This is a genomic window from Halobacteriovorax sp. RZ-2 (assembly GCF_043196685.1).
In the GTDB taxonomy this organism is placed as follows: Bacteria; Bdellovibrionota; Bacteriovoracia; order Bacteriovoracales; family Bacteriovoracaceae; genus Halobacteriovorax_A.
The window spans coordinates 550702-565719 of record NZ_JBEBMR010000001.1; the positions used below are offsets into that span (position 1 = coordinate 550702).

Consider the following 15018-nt stretch of genomic DNA (forward strand, 5'->3'; position numbering starts at 1 on the left):
TCTCTCCCTCTAAAATTTAAAATAAGATTAGCTTCTTGCGAGTATAATCTTCCATCGCATACGCGATCCCCTCACGGCCAAGTCCAGAATCTTTAATCCCTCCATAAGGCATGGCATCCATGCGAAATCCAGGGACGTTATTGAAGATAATTCCTCCAACATCAATTCGTTGACTTGCTTCCTTCATATTTACTAAGCTGTTCGTAAAAACACCAGCTTGGAGTCCATATTTTGAATCATTTACAAGCTCAATGGCCTCCGAAAATGAGTCATAAGGCTCTAGAATCACGACAGGACCAAAGATCTCCTCTGAAACCACCTTCATATCCAAGTCAGTATTCGTTAGAACCGTTGGTGCATAGATATGATGGTCCTCATCGATAATATGGCCACCACATAGAAGTTCGGCCCCATTTGAGATGGCCTCTTGCACCCACTGATGAATTCTCTCAAGTGCCCCCTCATTAATCACAGGGCCATTAATGACACTCTCATCTTTTGGGTCACCTGAACTAATGGTTTCAACTTGCTCAAGAAATTGCTCCACGAATTCGTCAAAGATCTCACTGGCAATGAAAACTCTTTGAGTCGAGATACAAATTTGTCCTGAGTATAGAAATGAGCCCGTAGCAATTTGAGATGTCACGGCCTCCATGTCTTCAACGTCATTAACAATAACAGCTGCATTCCCACCAAGCTCTAGAAGACACTTCTTCTTTCCACTTAAGGCCTTAAGGGCCCAACCAACTTTTGCACTTCCCGTAAATGAGAAGACATTGATTCTCTCATCTTCTAAGAATCTTTGTGCTAGCTCGTCTTCACAAATCACAATATTCACAACACCTTTTGGAAAGCCAACTCGTGAAAGTAGTTTTGCAAAGGCCAGTAAAGTTATTGGCGTTTGTGGTGAAGGCTTAACGATAATGCTACAGCCGACTGCCAGAGCTGGTGCAATTTTATGAAGAGCGAGATTTAGAGGAAAGTTAAATGGTGAGATACCAAAAATGATTCCCTCTGGTTCGTGTCGAACCATGGCCATCTTATCTGCTCCCGCTCCGTAAGAAAGATCAGGAGTTTCACTACTGTGATGACGTGCCTTCTCTGCTGCAAGTCTAATAGTTTCCACACAACGAGCAATCTCGCCCTTTGCATAGCTAATTGGCTTTCCGGCCTCCAGACAAATTAGATGAGAAAAGAAAGAAACCTCTTCTTCTAAGAAGTCAGCAAGCTTAAAAAGTAATTTACTTCTTTGTGCGCTATCGAAATTTTGAAACTCCTCAAATGCATTAAGTGAAGACTGAATAACTTTTTCATATTGATAAGAAGCTAAGAGATCCACTTCATTTAAAATACTTTGATCGTATTTATTTAAGACTTCTATTGAGTTCTCACCATAAAGAAATTCATCGTCCACAAATGAGGAACGAAATTGTGAAAAATTTTGCATAAAAAAACCACCTTGCTTAAGGTGGTATTGTATCTATTGTGAAAATAATGGGTCAATTAATATTGCTTAAAAATCGAATTCACTACCTGCATGCTGGGTGGTCAATTCATAATTCAAGGATGGATTATCTTTTAAGAAAAGCTCTTCGCCTCCCATAAATAATTTGATGGAACATAAGTAACAAAGTTTAATTTTAACTTCTCTACCATTGAAGCTTGAGTACAATCTTGCTTTAATCATCTTGCTTCTGCGAGGTCCGTTGGCCAATGACCAGTTACGCCCTGCAGCTGAACACGCATCACACATCGCTACCACCCCTTGTTATTTCAAATAGATAAATTGTGTTTAACAACAGTTTCTATAGATTTTATCGTCATTCTAAAATAAAACTTAATAAATTTATAGTTACTGTATTTTCAGATATTTACGTTTTACGGATTCGGCCCAAAGTGCCAAACTATTTGGTCAGTAAATATTCTCTGGCCAGAAAAAATTCCCTCGTGATACCTTTTATAAGTTATTGAAAATCAACGAATTCGGAGAAGTTAATGACTGCAACTATCAGCCCATTAAAAGTAAAAAATCATCTTGCATCGGCACCGACGACGGCCCCAATTTATGCAACTAAAATTCATAACTTAGCGGGAGAAGAAATCACTCTTGCTGACCCAAAAGCGACAAGAGCTCTTGTTGCCCTAATGAATCAACACGCAGTTATTGGTGGAGCAGCTTGCCACTGGGGAGGCCCTGCGGCTTTCGCTGAGATGATGAGTGCCCTACACTCAATTATGTTCTCACAAGGACCAAATTGGTTTGAGAAATTTAACTTTGTAAACGATGCTGGTCACGCAGAAAACGGAATCTATGCTCTTCGTGCAAATCTAGGTTTTGATGGCCTAACATTCGAAAGCCTAAGAGGTTTCCGTTCAATAACTTCTAAACTGACAGGTCACGGTGAAGCTCACTTAAACCCAGAAGGTGTTTTCATTTCTAACGGTCCTCTAGGTTCAGGACTTCCTCAAGCTCAAGGTCTTGCTCTTGCAGATAGAGCAATTGGAAACGATCGTGTAACTGTTTGTACAATCTCAGATGGTGGTTGTATGGAAGGTGAAGCACGTGAGGCCATGGCAGCGATTCCAGGACTTGCACAGAAAGGAAAGATGAATCCATTTGTTATGATCATCAGTGATAATAATACAAAACTTGGTGGACGTATTACTGAAGACAGCTTTGACATGAAAGGAAGCTTTCTAGCTCTAAGAGAAATGGGTTGGGATGTTGTTAGAGTTGAAGAAGGACACGACCTAGAAAGAGTTTATCAAGCAATCGAAGAAAATATTGCAAAAGCAAAATCAAATGAGCTTAAGCCAGTTGCTCTTGTTATCAAGACAATCAAAGGTTACGGCGTGAAGGCAACTGAAGAAGCGAAGTCTGGTGGACACGGTTACCCACTTGGAGCTTACGACGAAAAACTTATTTCTTTCCTTGAAGAAATTTATAGCGGTGAAACTTGTCCAGAAGAATTCAAAAATTGGGCAAATGAGATCCTTGCTTCAAAGCCAGCTCCTAAAGAAGGAGCAAAGAGTTCAGCACCTTCTGACAAAGTTCAGCCAGGTCTTGCCAACGCAATGATTAAAGCAACAAAAGAAGGACTTCCAGTATTTTCTGTAACGTCTGACCTTGCAGGCTCAACTGGTGTAGCAGGATTCCACAAAGAGTTCCCAGGCCACTATGTTGATATTGGAATTGCAGAATCGAATATGGTTTCAACTGCAGTAGGAATGGCAAAACAAGGATTCATTCCAGTTGTTGATACATTTGCACAATTTGGTGTCACAAAAGGAAATCTTCCTTTAATTATGTCTCAACTTTCACAAGGTGCTGTGATTTGTTTATTCTCACACACAGGCTTCCAAGATGCTGCTGACGGTGCTTCACACCAAGCAACAACTTACTTCTCTGCTGTTGCAGGTATTCCAAATACAACAGTAATTGCTCTTTCAACTAAAGAAGAAGCTGAAAGCCTAATGTATCAAGCGATTAAGAGATACGAAGAAGCAGTTAACAAAGGTGAAACACCTGAAACAACAGTATTCTTCTTTGGCCGTGAAAAGCACCCAGTATCATATACTGAGGGTGGAAGCTACGGTTGGGCAAAAGCTCAAGTTCTAAGACAAGGAACAGATGGAATCATCGTAACTCACGGTCCACTTGTTCAACAGGCACTTAAAGCTGCAACTGAACTAGAAGCAAAAGGAAAAAATATTACTGTTATCAATAACCCATTCATTAACAAGATTGATGTTGAAACATTTAAAGATCAACTAGCAAAGAATGGAAATGAAATTGTTACTGTTGAAGATCACCAACTAACAGCTGGTGCTGGTGCGATGTTATGTCACGCACTTAAACAAGAAGGACTTGAATTTAATATGAAGTCCCTTGGAAATGATGGCCACTTCGGTCAGTCTTCATACACTGCACTTGAGCTATACAAGAAATTTGGCTTTGATGCAGATGCAATGATCAATCAATTCTAATAAAACGAAGGGCCTCAGTAATGAGGCCTTTTTTATTACCTTTCTTAGGCCCATAATAACCGACCAAAAGCCGATATCCCCTTTAAGAAATTTTAATAAATAATAAGGAGGAATCGTGTTTCATACCAAGAAAGTATTCTATCTCATTGTCCCCATTCTAATTCTAAGTTCTCTATTAAGTTGTACCCGTGGTTCAAGGTACTCATTTTCAAATGATTCTAAACCGGCTTCTAGATACACTCTTGATGCTCACAAGGCGGTTGCACAAGAGTTAAACTTTGATGATGATCGTGACTTTAAAGACTCTCAAAAAGGCTTTATAGCCAAACTTGAAGGGCCAATTAAATCGAAAAATGGAATGAAAGAAATTTTTGATCCGGCCAAATTCCCTTCACTAACTCAAGGGAAACCACCTGAAACAGTCAATCCGAGCCTCTGGCGTCAATCACAATTAACATCAATTAATGGGCTCTTTCGCGTCTCAGATCATATCTACCAAGTAAGAGGAATTGACCTTGCTAATGTTTCCTTTATTCGAGGAAAGAAAGGTTGGATAATTATTGATCCCCTCATGACAACAGAGACGGCCAAAACAGCACTAGATCTTGTGAGAAAGAATGTTGAAAATCTACCTGTCACCGCAATAATTTTCACCCACTCTCATATCGATCACTTTGGTGGCGTCTATGGAATGGCAAGTAAGCGAGAGTTAGAAAGTGGAAAGATTCAAGTGATTGCACCAAAAGACTTTGTCTATGAATCAGTAAGTGAAAATGTCATTGCTGGTACGGCCATGAGTCGCCGTGCTGAGTATATGTATGCACGAACTTTAGATTTTGGCCCACAAGGCTCAGTTGGAACAGGGCTTGGAAGCTACACTCCTAACGGTGAGTATGCTATTGCAAAGCCTACAACAACCATTGATAAAGACAGAAGCTTGCTAGTGGACGGTGTGACCATCGACTTTATGTTCACTCCAGGTGCCGAGGCCCCGACAGAGATGATGGCCTACTTTCCAAGAGACAATGCCCTTTGCGGTGCTGAGATCCTAGGCCATACGATGCATAATATTCAAACATTAAGAGGTGCTCAAGTTAGAGATAGCCTCATGTGGTCTAAGCATATCCAAAGAGCACTTGAAAAATATAGCAAGGCCGACATTCTCTTTGGCTCACACCATTGGCCAACTTTTGGAAATGATCGAGTCGTCTCTCACATGGCCTCGCAAAGAGATTTGTATAAATTCATTCACGACCAGTCTGTAAATCGTCTAAACAAGGGACTCTCAGGCACTGAGCTTGCAGATAGTATTGAGCTCAATAAGAACCTTGCAAGAAACTTTGCCAATCGTGGCTACTACGGAAGTCTTAGTCATAACACACGAGCGGTCTATGATAAGTATCTAGGCTTCTTTGATGGAAACCCGGCACACCTTAACCCACTTCCCGATGTTGAGTCAGCAAAGAAGACCATTGCCTATATGGGCGGAGCTGGAGATGTTCTGGAGATGGCCATTAAGGATTATAAGGCCGGAGAATATCGCTTTGTTGCTGAAGTTTTAAATAAGCTCGTCTTCGCTCAACCAAAGAATGTAAAGGCCAAGCAATTGCTTGCTGACACTTATGAGCAACTGGCCTATCAATCTGAAAATGCCACTTGGAGAAACTTCTACGTGCAAGGGGCCCAAGAGCTACGCTATGGAGTTGGGATGCCAGCACCACCAACAGCATCCCCTGCAATTCTCTCTCAAATGGATTCTGAATTATTACTCGATTATCTATCTGTAAGAGTTAACTCAGAAAAGGCCAACGGTGCAGACCTAACACTTGAATTAAATATTACAGACAGAAATGAAAAGTATTACTTAACTTTGAGAAATAGTGTTCTTAATTATTCGATGAAAAAACCGCAAGAACAAAATCGTCAACTGGCCTCTGATGACAATGCATCCATCTCATTAAAGCATGGCCAATTTGTTAAGCTTGCCATGGGAGCAGTTTCTTTTGCAGAACTTGACGAAAAAAATATTAACTATAGTGGAGACAAGAAAGTATTTGATGATCTCAATGAAACTCTTGATACCTTCCCTAATACCTTTAATATTGTGACACCTTAAAAAAAGCCTCTGTACTACAGAGGCTTTTTATATTCAACGACCATTTTTTCTTCTAGATCTTTATAACAGAAATTTTCCGGTGGAATCGAAGGAAGAATAACGACTCTAATCTTTCTACGTTTTAGAAAATTCCAGCGAATACCTTTAAAGACACCTTTTCCAGAAAACGAATAGAAACTTCCCCAAAGCCCTTTAATAACAATCGGAACAACTTGCGCGTTAGTTTGCTCAACGACTTTTTTAATTCCCGGCTGATATCTTCTTGGCTCACCATCACGAGTGATCCATCCCTCTGGAAAGAAGCCCACACAACGCTCTTCATTTAGTGTCATATTCAATTTTGAATATGCTTCATCAAGTACTCTAGGGTCTTCTTTTCTCGTTGCAATTGGAATTAAGTGTCCTTGCATAAAGAATTGTTTAAGCCCCGGAATATTATAATAGCGATGATCAATTACCCAGCGAATAGGTCTTGGAGAAAGGCTCATCACAACACCCCAATCAACAAAAGAAGTATGGTTGGCAGCGATCACAAGTCTTCCCTCTTTAGGAATATTCTCTTCACCTTCGATCTGAATATCGTAAAGGAAAGTTGTAAAAAGCTGCACAAGAAAACGCCACATTTCTTCATGAAAGAAGTAGTAGCTAATCCCTGCATAGATAAGATTTAGTCCACCAAGAATAAGTAGATTATCAAGAGCAGTTGAGCCCATCTTATTAAGGACAATAATTGAGACGGCCGCAACAACCATAAAAATAGCATTCCAAATATTATTGGCCGCAATAGTTCTTGCTAGCTTTTCAAGAGGAGCACTATGCTGCATAAAAGTTAATTGTGAAATATAGAAGTTCCCACCAAAGATTGTAATAAGTAGAAGATCAACAATAGCTCTTAGAGCAAGTGGTTGTGCAAAGAACTCGGCAGGAGGCATCAGTGCTCCCGTTACAGACATTGGCCACTGAGTTGAGATATAGTAAAGATCAAAGACAGCAAGAGACATCCCCACTGCTGCAACAGGAACCATCCCTACTTCAATTCTCTTCCCCGATAGCTTTGAACAAATCCAAGACCCTAGTCCCATCCCTACCGTGAATGTTGCCATAAAAATATTCGTTACCATCTCACTACCGTAGAAAACATTTTTAATAATTGCAGGCATAACTGAAAGAACAAATGATCCTAGAAACCAAAACCAAGAAACTCCCATCATGGCACGAAACGAATTCTTCTCTTTCATCGAGTCTCTAAGAAGTTTAAAAGTTGGCTTTACAAAAGTGTAATCGATTTTAACGTCTTCATTGATATCATTAATCTTATTTTGAAAACGCGCTGAAATGATTCCTAAGACAGCAAAGGCCAAGATAGCAAATGCCGCCGTACTAGTTGCATCAGGAGCAGCAGCTGCAAGTCCACCAATAATTGTCCCAATAAGAATCGCAACGAAAGTTCCCCCACCAATTAGTGCTGTTCCCGTCGTTAGCTCATCATCTTTTAAAATTGTTCGAAGCGATGAGAACTTTACTGGAGAAAAGAATGAGGACTGACCACCCATGAGAAATAGTGTCAGCATTAAGACGCCGTAACTTTCTAATAAGAGTCCAATTGCACCAATGATCATGAATGCAAGTTCTGTATATTTCGTAACTTTAATTACCTGCGCTTTGTCATAGTGGTCAGATATTTGACCAGATGTTGCAGAGAACAAAACATATGGAAGAATGAACGCTCCACCAGCAAAGGCAACTAATGATTCTGCACCTAGTCCAAATAATGAGACATTCTTATATGTAATTAAGATAATTAAAGCATTTTTAAATACGTTATCGTTTGCGGCACCTAGGAACATCGTCCAAAATAGAGGCCAAAATTTTCTTTCTTTATAGAGCATTGCTAATGACATTGTTTTTCCTTAAATAATTCTTAACAATATTGTACTATTATTTACTGATACGTAATGACGCATAAACCCGAAAGGAATCTATATGAAACTTTATCACTATATCCACTGTCCATTCTGTGTAAGAGTTCGCATGGCACTTGGTTTTTTTGGAATCGAATATGAATCAGTTGTTCTAGATTACAACGATGAGAAGACACCTGTCGAGCTTACTGGAACAAAGATGTTACCAATAATGGAAATTGATGGCGAGATCATGAACGAGTCTCTTGATATCATTAAGGCGCTTGCAAATCACAGCGATAAGGATCTAAATCTTTCAAAGCTTCATAGCGAGAGCTATAAAATTCTTAGTGACTATCTTGATCAACTTGGAAAAGACGTTCATAACTTATGTATGCCTTATTGGGCGTGGTCAAAAGAATTCACTCCTGAAGCGAGAGAATACTTTATCAATAAGAAGTCGGCCAAGCGTGGGCCATTTCACTTACTTGCACAAAATAAAGCAGAGTACTTACACGGCCTTGACCAAACGCTTTCTCAGCTTCCAGCAAAGCTATTACCATTTTATGAAAGTGATAAGTTTACGATCTTAGATATTCTATTAGCTTCTCATATATGGGGAATGTATATCTTTCCAGAGTATCAATTCCCACCACAAATTCACATCTACCTTCAGAAAGTGAAAGAGCTAACGAATTTTAATTATCACGAAGATTTCTGGCGCAACTAGTGCTAGGACTTCTTGCCAAGAAAAACCCAAATCGGTCCAATAAGAAGGAATTGAAGATCTTCAAAGAATGAAGGCTTCTTTCCTTCAATCTTATGTCCTATAAACTGCCCTATCCAGGCGACAACAAAGATAACAATCCAAGTAATAAGAAAGTACTCTGCGAGAAGTTGCACGAAGAAGAATTGAGTTAAGAGCATGAAGGGAATAACCAGCCCTAGAGCAATGCTGATGGCCTTTAAATTTTTTAGTGAAAGATAAAAGATACTTGCAACAATAACAAAGGCCCAGGCCCAATTAAAATAACCAAAGAAAGCAGGCCTTGGAATACACCAAAGCATTCCTAAGAGAGACCAAGTGATGAGAGGAACACATACTTCATGAATACGTTGATTGGTTTTATTCTGGTGAGATTCACCATACATCTCAAGCCACGTGTCTAATGATTTCATTTGATCGCTCCAAAATAACAAAGGGAGACCATATGGCCTCCCCTCATTATAACATAATCATTTTTTAAAAATTATGAAGCTGCTTCTTCTTTCTTCTCTGCCGCTTCAGCGTCAGCGTGAGTTTCAACAACCATTTCAGTTTCTTCAACTTCTGGCTCAACAACTACTTTTGGTAGGTGACAAGAAACAACTGATGCAGTTGGCTCATGTGCCCAAGTAAGACCTGTTGGTAGAGTGAAGTGCTCTAGAGACCAGTGTCCATCAAGCTCAAGACCAGTGATATCGAATTCTAGTGATTCTGGCATATCTTTTGGTAGACCTTCTACTTCAACTTCATGCATATTGAAGTTAACTAGACCACCAGCTTTTGTTCCAACTGCTTCACCAACAAAGTGGATTGGAAGAGAAATAACAACTTTCTCTTTTGCTGATACTTTGTGGAATGAGCAATGAACAAAGTCCGTTCCTAGGTGCCCTCTTTGTACATCTGCTAGAGTTACAAGGTGTTTCTTACCTTCGAACTCTACTTCAAATACTTTTCCTGAAGTGTGTAGAAACTTTGAAAGCCCTTGCTTTGGAACCATGAATTGAGCTCCTGCAAAACCTTTGCCGTAGATAGTTCCTGGAATATATCCGTCTTTTCTCATTTGAGTTGTTGATCTTCCCGGTTTTCTTGTTTCAACTTTTAAAATACTAGTTGTTGACACATTTTCCTCCTGTGTTCCGTGGATTCAATAGATAGTATTCTATCGACCGTTCATAAAAAAAATTTAGATAAAACTTGAATAAAAACACACAATCACATATTTTTTCCCTATGAAAACCGACTTAAAAACACAGCTACTCGACTCATTCTATCTACCCGCAAGTGATATCACTCCAACGAGTTCACAAAAGGTTATGATTATCCTTCACGGCCTAGGTGATAGCCTAGAATCGTATAAAGTATTTACTCAAGAAATTAATGTCACAGGCCTTAGCTACCTACTACTTAATGCTCCAAAGAAGTATTATTTTGGTTACAGTTGGTACGATATTCCACCTAATAATCCAGTTCCAGGAATAGAAAATAGTGTCAGAGTTTTAACAAAGATCATTGATGAGATCGTGGCCAATAATGAGCATATTGATTATAGCGATATATTTATCGGAGGCTTCTCACAAGGTGGTTGTGTTAGCCTTGAAACGGCCTACCAGCTTGATCACAAGCTTGGGGGAATTATTCTCATGTCACCAAGAATCTACCCAGAAAGACGCCCAAGAGAGCTGTCAACTTGCCTAAGAGATACAGATATTTTCTGTGCCCACGGAAGTCTTGATCCCGTTATTGATATTAATCAAACGAAAGCAGGAATTGAGCATCTGGTGGCCCTGGGAGCTAATGCGCAATTCCATGCCTATGAAATGGAGCATGAAATTGATATCGATGAAGTGATTCAGCTGCGTAACTGGTTGAATGAGCGTCTTTAATTTCCGACACTTACCCTAAGCTATTTCCAAAACTGCCATTATTAGGTAAGATAGAAGAAATTGAAACTCAGGAAATAAAGGAATCAATATGAGCGATAATCCATTCAACATTCTTGGTAAAGAATCAACTCCTATTAATCAAGGAGAAGCAGTTTCTGGTGCTGATAAGTCACAAGAACTAAATATTCAAATCGAAACACTAATTAAGTCAGCTGATCTTTTCTTATTCATGAAAGGAACTCCTGATATGCCAATGTGTGGTTTTTCTGCAAATACAATTGCAATGTTAAACTCTGTAGGTAAACCATATAAGACATTTAATATTTTAGAAGATATGGATATTAGAGAAGGTCTAAAAGCTTACTCTAACTGGCCAACTTACCCACAACTTTATTTCAAGGGTGAGCTTGTAGGTGGTAACGATATTATCACTGAAATGTTCCAATCAGGACAATTACAAGAAGTTCTAAATAGCTAATTAGTTTTTTAAGAATCGACGCTAGGCCTTACAACGTTTTGGCCTAGCGATATTGAGAACGTTGTAAATTCAAAGTCTTTTTCAAAATCAAGAATCATATTATTTTCAAGCGCTAATTTTTTCGAAATACTTAAACCGAGCCCAGTTCCCTCGCCCACATCTTTTGTTGTAAAGAAAGGCGTAAAAATATCCTTAACGTCTTTATCCTTGATTCCATCACCACCATCTTGAATATAAATGGTATAGTGATCAAGCATTGACTCTTCTACCCAAATTTTAATCCAACATTTTTCGAGACTATCGAATTTATGAACTGCCTGATACGAATTTGTGAGAAGACTTAGAACTACTTGATAGAATTCATTCTTCTTACACGCAACCTCAAGTTCACTAAATGGATTTTTAAAATCGATATATATCTCACGCCCAGTTTGCGCCTGGAAAAGTCCTAAAGAATCTTGAATTAGTTTATCAAGATTATGAACTTCTTTTGAGATGGAGTTTGACGAGCGAGAATAGATTTTTAAACTATTTGCTATATTCTCAATGCGATCGACTTGCTTAATAATACTTTCTAATTTCTTTAGGTAGCCAGGATCAGAATCTTTGATCTTACCTGCATAGCGATCTTTTAGCTGTTCGGCCTGAATGCGAATAATACATAATGGATTATTTATTTCATGAGCAATACCAGCAGACATTTGTCCAAGAGAGCGCCATCTTTCAAATTCTTCAAATTGCTTTTCTTGCATCTTTAGGGTGACACGATTGGTATGTTCTTGATGAACATCACGAATCTGAACCATATAACGGCCAACACCTTGAATAACAATATAGGTAACACTAATGCGACAAAAGCGCTTCTTTGAACGACGCTTTCGATAAATAGGATGAGTTACTTTAAGAGCAACACCATCAAGACGTTTTGCCTGTTCAAAAGTATTTAAAAAGAAGAGATATTCTTCATCATCAAAAATAACTTCAGAAAATTTGGCACCCACAAGGCCTTGCTTTGTCACCTTATTAATATCTAAGATAACAAGCTGATTATTTAAAATAAATAAGTCATCATCAGTTGCGGTATAGAAATTTTTAAATAAAGTAGAGATGAAATTCTCAGGGCCAGCATTTGTATTTCTACTATAAACCTCAATATAAGAGGGTTCGCTACCCGTTGCAGAGTAACCTGGCTGAAGCCAAATTTCCCACAGGTCTCTCTCCCCTAGTAAATTTATGCACTCAGAAAAGAAGTGGCATGCTTCTCCTTTCTTTGCTTTTTCAACTTGCTTAAGGAAGAACTCCATTTTGTCGTCAGGAGTATACTTAAAGAGGTTGGTTCCAATATTTAGGCCATAACCAAGATAGAGATCATTGACGTAAGTACACACCCCATCAAAATCGATGTGACAATAATGGATATTCGAATTTAATAGCTCCTTATTGAAGCTACTATTCGGTTTATTCACTTGGCGTCTCGTCTCAATCATATTGACTATAATTGGTTTAAATCAACTTCTTCTAAATATAAAATCGCCTCTATTAGTGGTAGAGGCGATTTATAATATTAAAAATTATAATGAATTTTCTGATACTGAGTTTTCACTATCTTTACTACTAGATGAAACATTTGATTCATCTGTACTTGCAGCTTTTTCATACGTATCAGGAATGAGTGACCACTTACCGCCACCTTCTGAACGAATAATATAACCATAGTCATGTAGTTTTCTTCTTAGGTTATATAAGTGAACATCGACAGTTTTTGGGTGAACAGTTGTGTCGCCCCAAACATTATCTAAGATATCATCGCGACTTACGATGCGATGTGGAGAATTAATAAATAATCCCAGAAGTTGTTTTTGCTTACTAGTTAAGTGCTCAACTTCTTTTCCATCAAGAAGCATCGACTTGTGAGCAATTGGTTGTACCATTCTTCTTGGGCTACCATTAAATACATTCTCGATCTTAACGATTAATTCATTTTTCTTAAATGGTTTCGTTAAGTAATCAAGTGCACCTTCCATAAAACAGAATCTCAGAGCATCGATATCATCAATACTAGAAACAATGATAAATGGAATTACCATTAAGCGACGATCTTTTGAGTGATTTAGGTACGTCATAAAGTTACCATCATCAAGCATAAGATCTGCAATTATTAGTGCAGGATTCTTTTCTGTATTAGAAAGAGCCTTTTGAAACTCTTCAATTGAAGTAAAAAATCTTAAGTTGTTGTAGCGGTGAACGAGAGTTTGTTCGTAAACAAAACGACATCCCTCATCATCCTCTAAAATCCAAATTTCCTTGTCCGTTGCCATTGTCATAATTCAAACCTCACCGATAAATTGTTGTCCCCATCAAGAATTTCGTAATCCTTTCCCTTCCCTAAGAAGTTATGAATTCCGATATATCTTCTTAATGATTTTTCGTTTTCGTCACCTAAGTTTAAGATGGAATCTAACTCTTGTCTTAAGTATTTGTTTAATTCTGACTTAATAAAAATTAATTTTCTTAACTCGTCTTTAATTTCTAAGGTGATATGAAATGTTTCGCGACCTTCTTTTTTTGCTAAAGTCGAAAATAAGTGGGCAAAAGAGAACAAGATCTCACATAAATCATTGGCCTCACAACCTTTTACGGTTGAGTCGTTTTCAATATTCCATGTTAAATCTGCATAATGTTTCTTTAAGTAGATACGTGCTTGACCGAAGGCCCTTGCAGCAATTTTACTTAAAGGAACTTCTTCATCTAAGAAATATGGCGTCGATTGCTTAAGAAGATTTAGATCATTCTCAAAGCGTTCAAGACCTTGGTTTAATTTTTTCACAAAAGGGTTTTCTTGATCCTGATCCTGCATTAACTCATCAATACAAAATCTAATCAAATGCATATGCCCCGAGTAATCATGGGATAAAACTCTTAGCGTTTCGTTAAAAGCTTCCCCTCTATCCAATTCGTTATTCATAGAACCTGCGCTGTTATTTCAATATATATTTTGTTTACATACCAATAAATATTGCTTATTCAAAGGAAAAAATCACGCATATCAGTAAACTATTGAAATTAAAGAGGAAAGAAGGAGTATTTTTTATACTAGATTGGACAATATCCAAAAGATATTCTAGTTTCGCCACATGGAAAATAAATTTTTAAACGCTGGTAAAGACCAAGTCTTTGCAAAGAAAATTGAAAAAATCTCAGATTTTGAATTCAATCAAGATGTGGCCTCAGTATTTGACGACATGGTGTCACGTAGTATTCCAAATTATCACGAGATTCATAAAATTATCATCGACCTGACAAGACGCTTTTACGAATCAGGTACTGTCTATGACTTTGGTTGTTCAACAGGAACAACAATGCTTTTAATGGCCGACTACTTTCGCCAAAATGATAAAGAGCTACCTCAATTTGTTGGAATTGATACTTCAAGGCCAATGCTTGAAAAAGCAGCACAAAAGCTTAAGTCTCACGGACTACAGGAAAATGTTAAGTTACTAGAAGAGTCGATTACTGATGTAAAGATTGAAAAGGCTGGTATGGCCATCATGAACTATACGCTTCAATTCCTACCTGTCGAAGAACGCCTAGATGTTCTTAAAAATATCTACAATGGCCTAAATGATAATGGCTGCTTTATCTTAGCAGAAAAGATCATCTGCCAAGACGAGCAAATTGATAACCTACTCATTGATCTTTATTACGATTTTAAACGTAGAAATGGTTATAGTGAGATGGAAATTGCTCAAAAGCGAGAGGCCCTCGAAAATGTTCTTAGACCTCTTACTCCACAACAACAACTTAAAATGCTTGATGAAGCAGGATTTAAGAAATCTGAAATGATTTTTAGATGGTATAATTTTGCTTGTTACCTATGTATCAAATAG

Annotated in this window: 14 protein-coding genes; 6 read left to right on the forward strand and 8 right to left on the reverse strand. The window is 38.2% G+C overall.

Going from position 1 to position 15018, the window contains the following annotated elements:
* Positions 1–16: 16 nt before the first annotated feature.
* Positions 17–1447, reverse strand: coding sequence for an aldehyde dehydrogenase family protein (locus ABMA78_RS02570; RefSeq protein ID WP_392856751.1), 1431 nt, complete (start codon positions 1445–1447; stop codon positions 17–19).
* 66 nt (positions 1448–1513) lie between these two features.
* On the reverse strand, positions 1514–1753 hold the full coding sequence (locus ABMA78_RS02575) for a hypothetical protein (protein ID WP_392856753.1): 240 nt from the start codon (positions 1751–1753) through the stop codon (positions 1514–1516).
* Between the two features lie 242 nt (positions 1754–1995).
* Here ABMA78_RS02575 and ABMA78_RS02580 point away from each other — a divergent pair, with 242 nt between their 5' ends.
* Together ABMA78_RS02580 and ABMA78_RS02585 are read left to right on the forward strand one after the other, a co-directional pair.
* Positions 1996–3987: a transketolase C-terminal domain-containing protein gene (locus ABMA78_RS02580; RefSeq protein WP_392856755.1), complete on the forward strand. Its 1992-nt coding sequence runs from the start codon at positions 1996–1998 to the stop codon at positions 3985–3987.
* 115 nt (positions 3988–4102) lie between these two features.
* Positions 4103–6103 carry an alkyl/aryl-sulfatase gene (locus ABMA78_RS02585; RefSeq protein WP_392856758.1) on the forward strand — a complete coding sequence of 667 codons (2001 nt, stop codon included), beginning with the start codon at positions 4103–4105 and terminating at the stop codon, positions 6101–6103.
* Between the two features lie 14 nt (positions 6104–6117).
* On the opposite strand, the gene ABMA78_RS02590 is transcribed toward ABMA78_RS02585, so the two are convergent.
* Complete coding sequence (locus ABMA78_RS02590) at positions 6118–8004, reverse strand: MFS transporter (protein WP_392856760.1); 1887 nt, start codon at positions 8002–8004, stop codon at positions 6118–6120.
* A gap of 82 nt (positions 8005–8086) precedes the next feature.
* On the opposite strand from ABMA78_RS02590, the gene grxB reads away from it, so the two are divergent.
* A complete protein-coding gene (grxB, locus tag ABMA78_RS02595) occupies positions 8087–8734 on the forward strand; it encodes a glutaredoxin 2 (protein ID WP_392856761.1) in 648 nt (215 codons plus the stop codon).
* A gap of 2 nt (positions 8735–8736) precedes the next feature.
* On the opposite strand, the gene ABMA78_RS02600 is transcribed toward grxB, so the two are convergent.
* Positions 8737–9183 carry a DUF962 domain-containing protein gene (locus ABMA78_RS02600; RefSeq protein ID WP_392856763.1) on the reverse strand — a complete coding sequence of 149 codons (447 nt, stop codon included), beginning with the start codon at positions 9181–9183 and terminating at the stop codon, positions 8737–8739.
* Between the two features lie 71 nt (positions 9184–9254).
* Positions 9255–9890: a 50S ribosomal protein L25 gene (locus tag ABMA78_RS02605; RefSeq protein ID WP_392856764.1), complete on the reverse strand. Its 636-nt coding sequence runs from the start codon at positions 9888–9890 to the stop codon at positions 9255–9257.
* Between the two features lie 109 nt (positions 9891–9999).
* Between ABMA78_RS02605 and ABMA78_RS02610 the strand changes: the two genes are divergently transcribed.
* Positions 10000–10653 carry an alpha/beta hydrolase gene (locus tag ABMA78_RS02610; protein WP_392856766.1) on the forward strand — a complete coding sequence of 218 codons (654 nt, stop codon included), beginning with the start codon at positions 10000–10002 and terminating at the stop codon, positions 10651–10653.
* An 88-nt stretch (positions 10654–10741) separates the two neighbouring features.
* On the forward strand, positions 10742–11131 hold the full coding sequence (gene grxD / locus ABMA78_RS02615; protein ID WP_392856768.1) for a Grx4 family monothiol glutaredoxin: 390 nt from the start codon (positions 10742–10744) through the stop codon (positions 11129–11131).
* Between the two features lie 8 nt (positions 11132–11139).
* Here the strand turns inward: grxD and ABMA78_RS02620 are convergent, their stop codons facing one another.
* The 3 genes from ABMA78_RS02620 to ABMA78_RS02630 all read right to left on the reverse strand — a co-directional run bounded on the left by ABMA78_RS02620 (position 11140) and on the right by ABMA78_RS02630 (position 14096).
* Entirely contained in the window at positions 11140–12597 is a 1458-nt protein-coding gene (locus tag ABMA78_RS02620) for a nitrogen regulation protein NR(II) (RefSeq protein WP_392856769.1), read from the reverse strand.
* Between the two features lie 105 nt (positions 12598–12702).
* Complete coding sequence (locus ABMA78_RS02625; protein ID WP_392856771.1) at positions 12703–13455, reverse strand: response regulator transcription factor; 753 nt, start codon at positions 13453–13455, stop codon at positions 12703–12705.
* On the reverse strand, positions 13452–14096 hold the full coding sequence (locus ABMA78_RS02630) for a hypothetical protein (RefSeq protein WP_392856773.1): 645 nt from the start codon (positions 14094–14096) through the stop codon (positions 13452–13454). The genes ABMA78_RS02625 and ABMA78_RS02630 overlap by 4 nt, the downstream gene beginning before the upstream one ends.
* Positions 14097–14265: 169 nt before the next feature.
* On the opposite strand from ABMA78_RS02630, the gene cmoA reads away from it, so the two are divergent.
* Positions 14266–15018 carry a carboxy-S-adenosyl-L-methionine synthase CmoA gene (gene cmoA / locus ABMA78_RS02635; RefSeq protein WP_392856775.1) on the forward strand — a complete coding sequence of 251 codons (753 nt, stop codon included), beginning with the start codon at positions 14266–14268 and terminating at the stop codon, positions 15016–15018.

What these genes read in the sequence shown, in the direction of transcription:
- ABMA78_RS02600 (WP_392856763.1), bottom strand. Translation starts at nt 9,183, where the DNA reads ATGAAATCATTAGACACGTGGCTTGAGATGTATGGTGAATCTCACCAG.
- cmoA (WP_392856775.1), top strand. Translation starts at nt 14,266, where the DNA reads ATGGAAAATAAATTTTTAAACGCTGGTAAAGACCAAGTCTTTGCAAAG.
- ABMA78_RS02570 (WP_392856751.1), bottom strand. Translation starts at nt 1,447, where the DNA reads ATGCAAAATTTTTCACAATTTCGTTCCTCATTTGTGGACGATGAATTT.
- ABMA78_RS02630 (WP_392856773.1), bottom strand. Translation starts at nt 14,096, where the DNA reads ATGAATAACGAATTGGATAGAGGGGAAGCTTTTAACGAAACGCTAAGA.
- ABMA78_RS02610 (WP_392856766.1), top strand. Translation starts at nt 10,000, where the DNA reads ATGAAAACCGACTTAAAAACACAGCTACTCGACTCATTCTATCTACCC.
- grxB (WP_392856761.1), top strand. Translation starts at nt 8,087, where the DNA reads ATGAAACTTTATCACTATATCCACTGTCCATTCTGTGTAAGAGTTCGC.
- ABMA78_RS02580 (WP_392856755.1), top strand. Translation starts at nt 1,996, where the DNA reads ATGACTGCAACTATCAGCCCATTAAAAGTAAAAAATCATCTTGCATCG.
- ABMA78_RS02575 (WP_392856753.1), bottom strand. Translation starts at nt 1,753, where the DNA reads ATGTGTGATGCGTGTTCAGCTGCAGGGCGTAACTGGTCATTGGCCAAC.
- ABMA78_RS02590 (WP_392856760.1), bottom strand. Translation starts at nt 8,004, where the DNA reads ATGTCATTAGCAATGCTCTATAAAGAAAGAAAATTTTGGCCTCTATTT.
- ABMA78_RS02625 (WP_392856771.1), bottom strand. Translation starts at nt 13,455, where the DNA reads ATGACAATGGCAACGGACAAGGAAATTTGGATTTTAGAGGATGATGAG.
- grxD (WP_392856768.1), top strand. Translation starts at nt 10,742, where the DNA reads ATGAGCGATAATCCATTCAACATTCTTGGTAAAGAATCAACTCCTATT.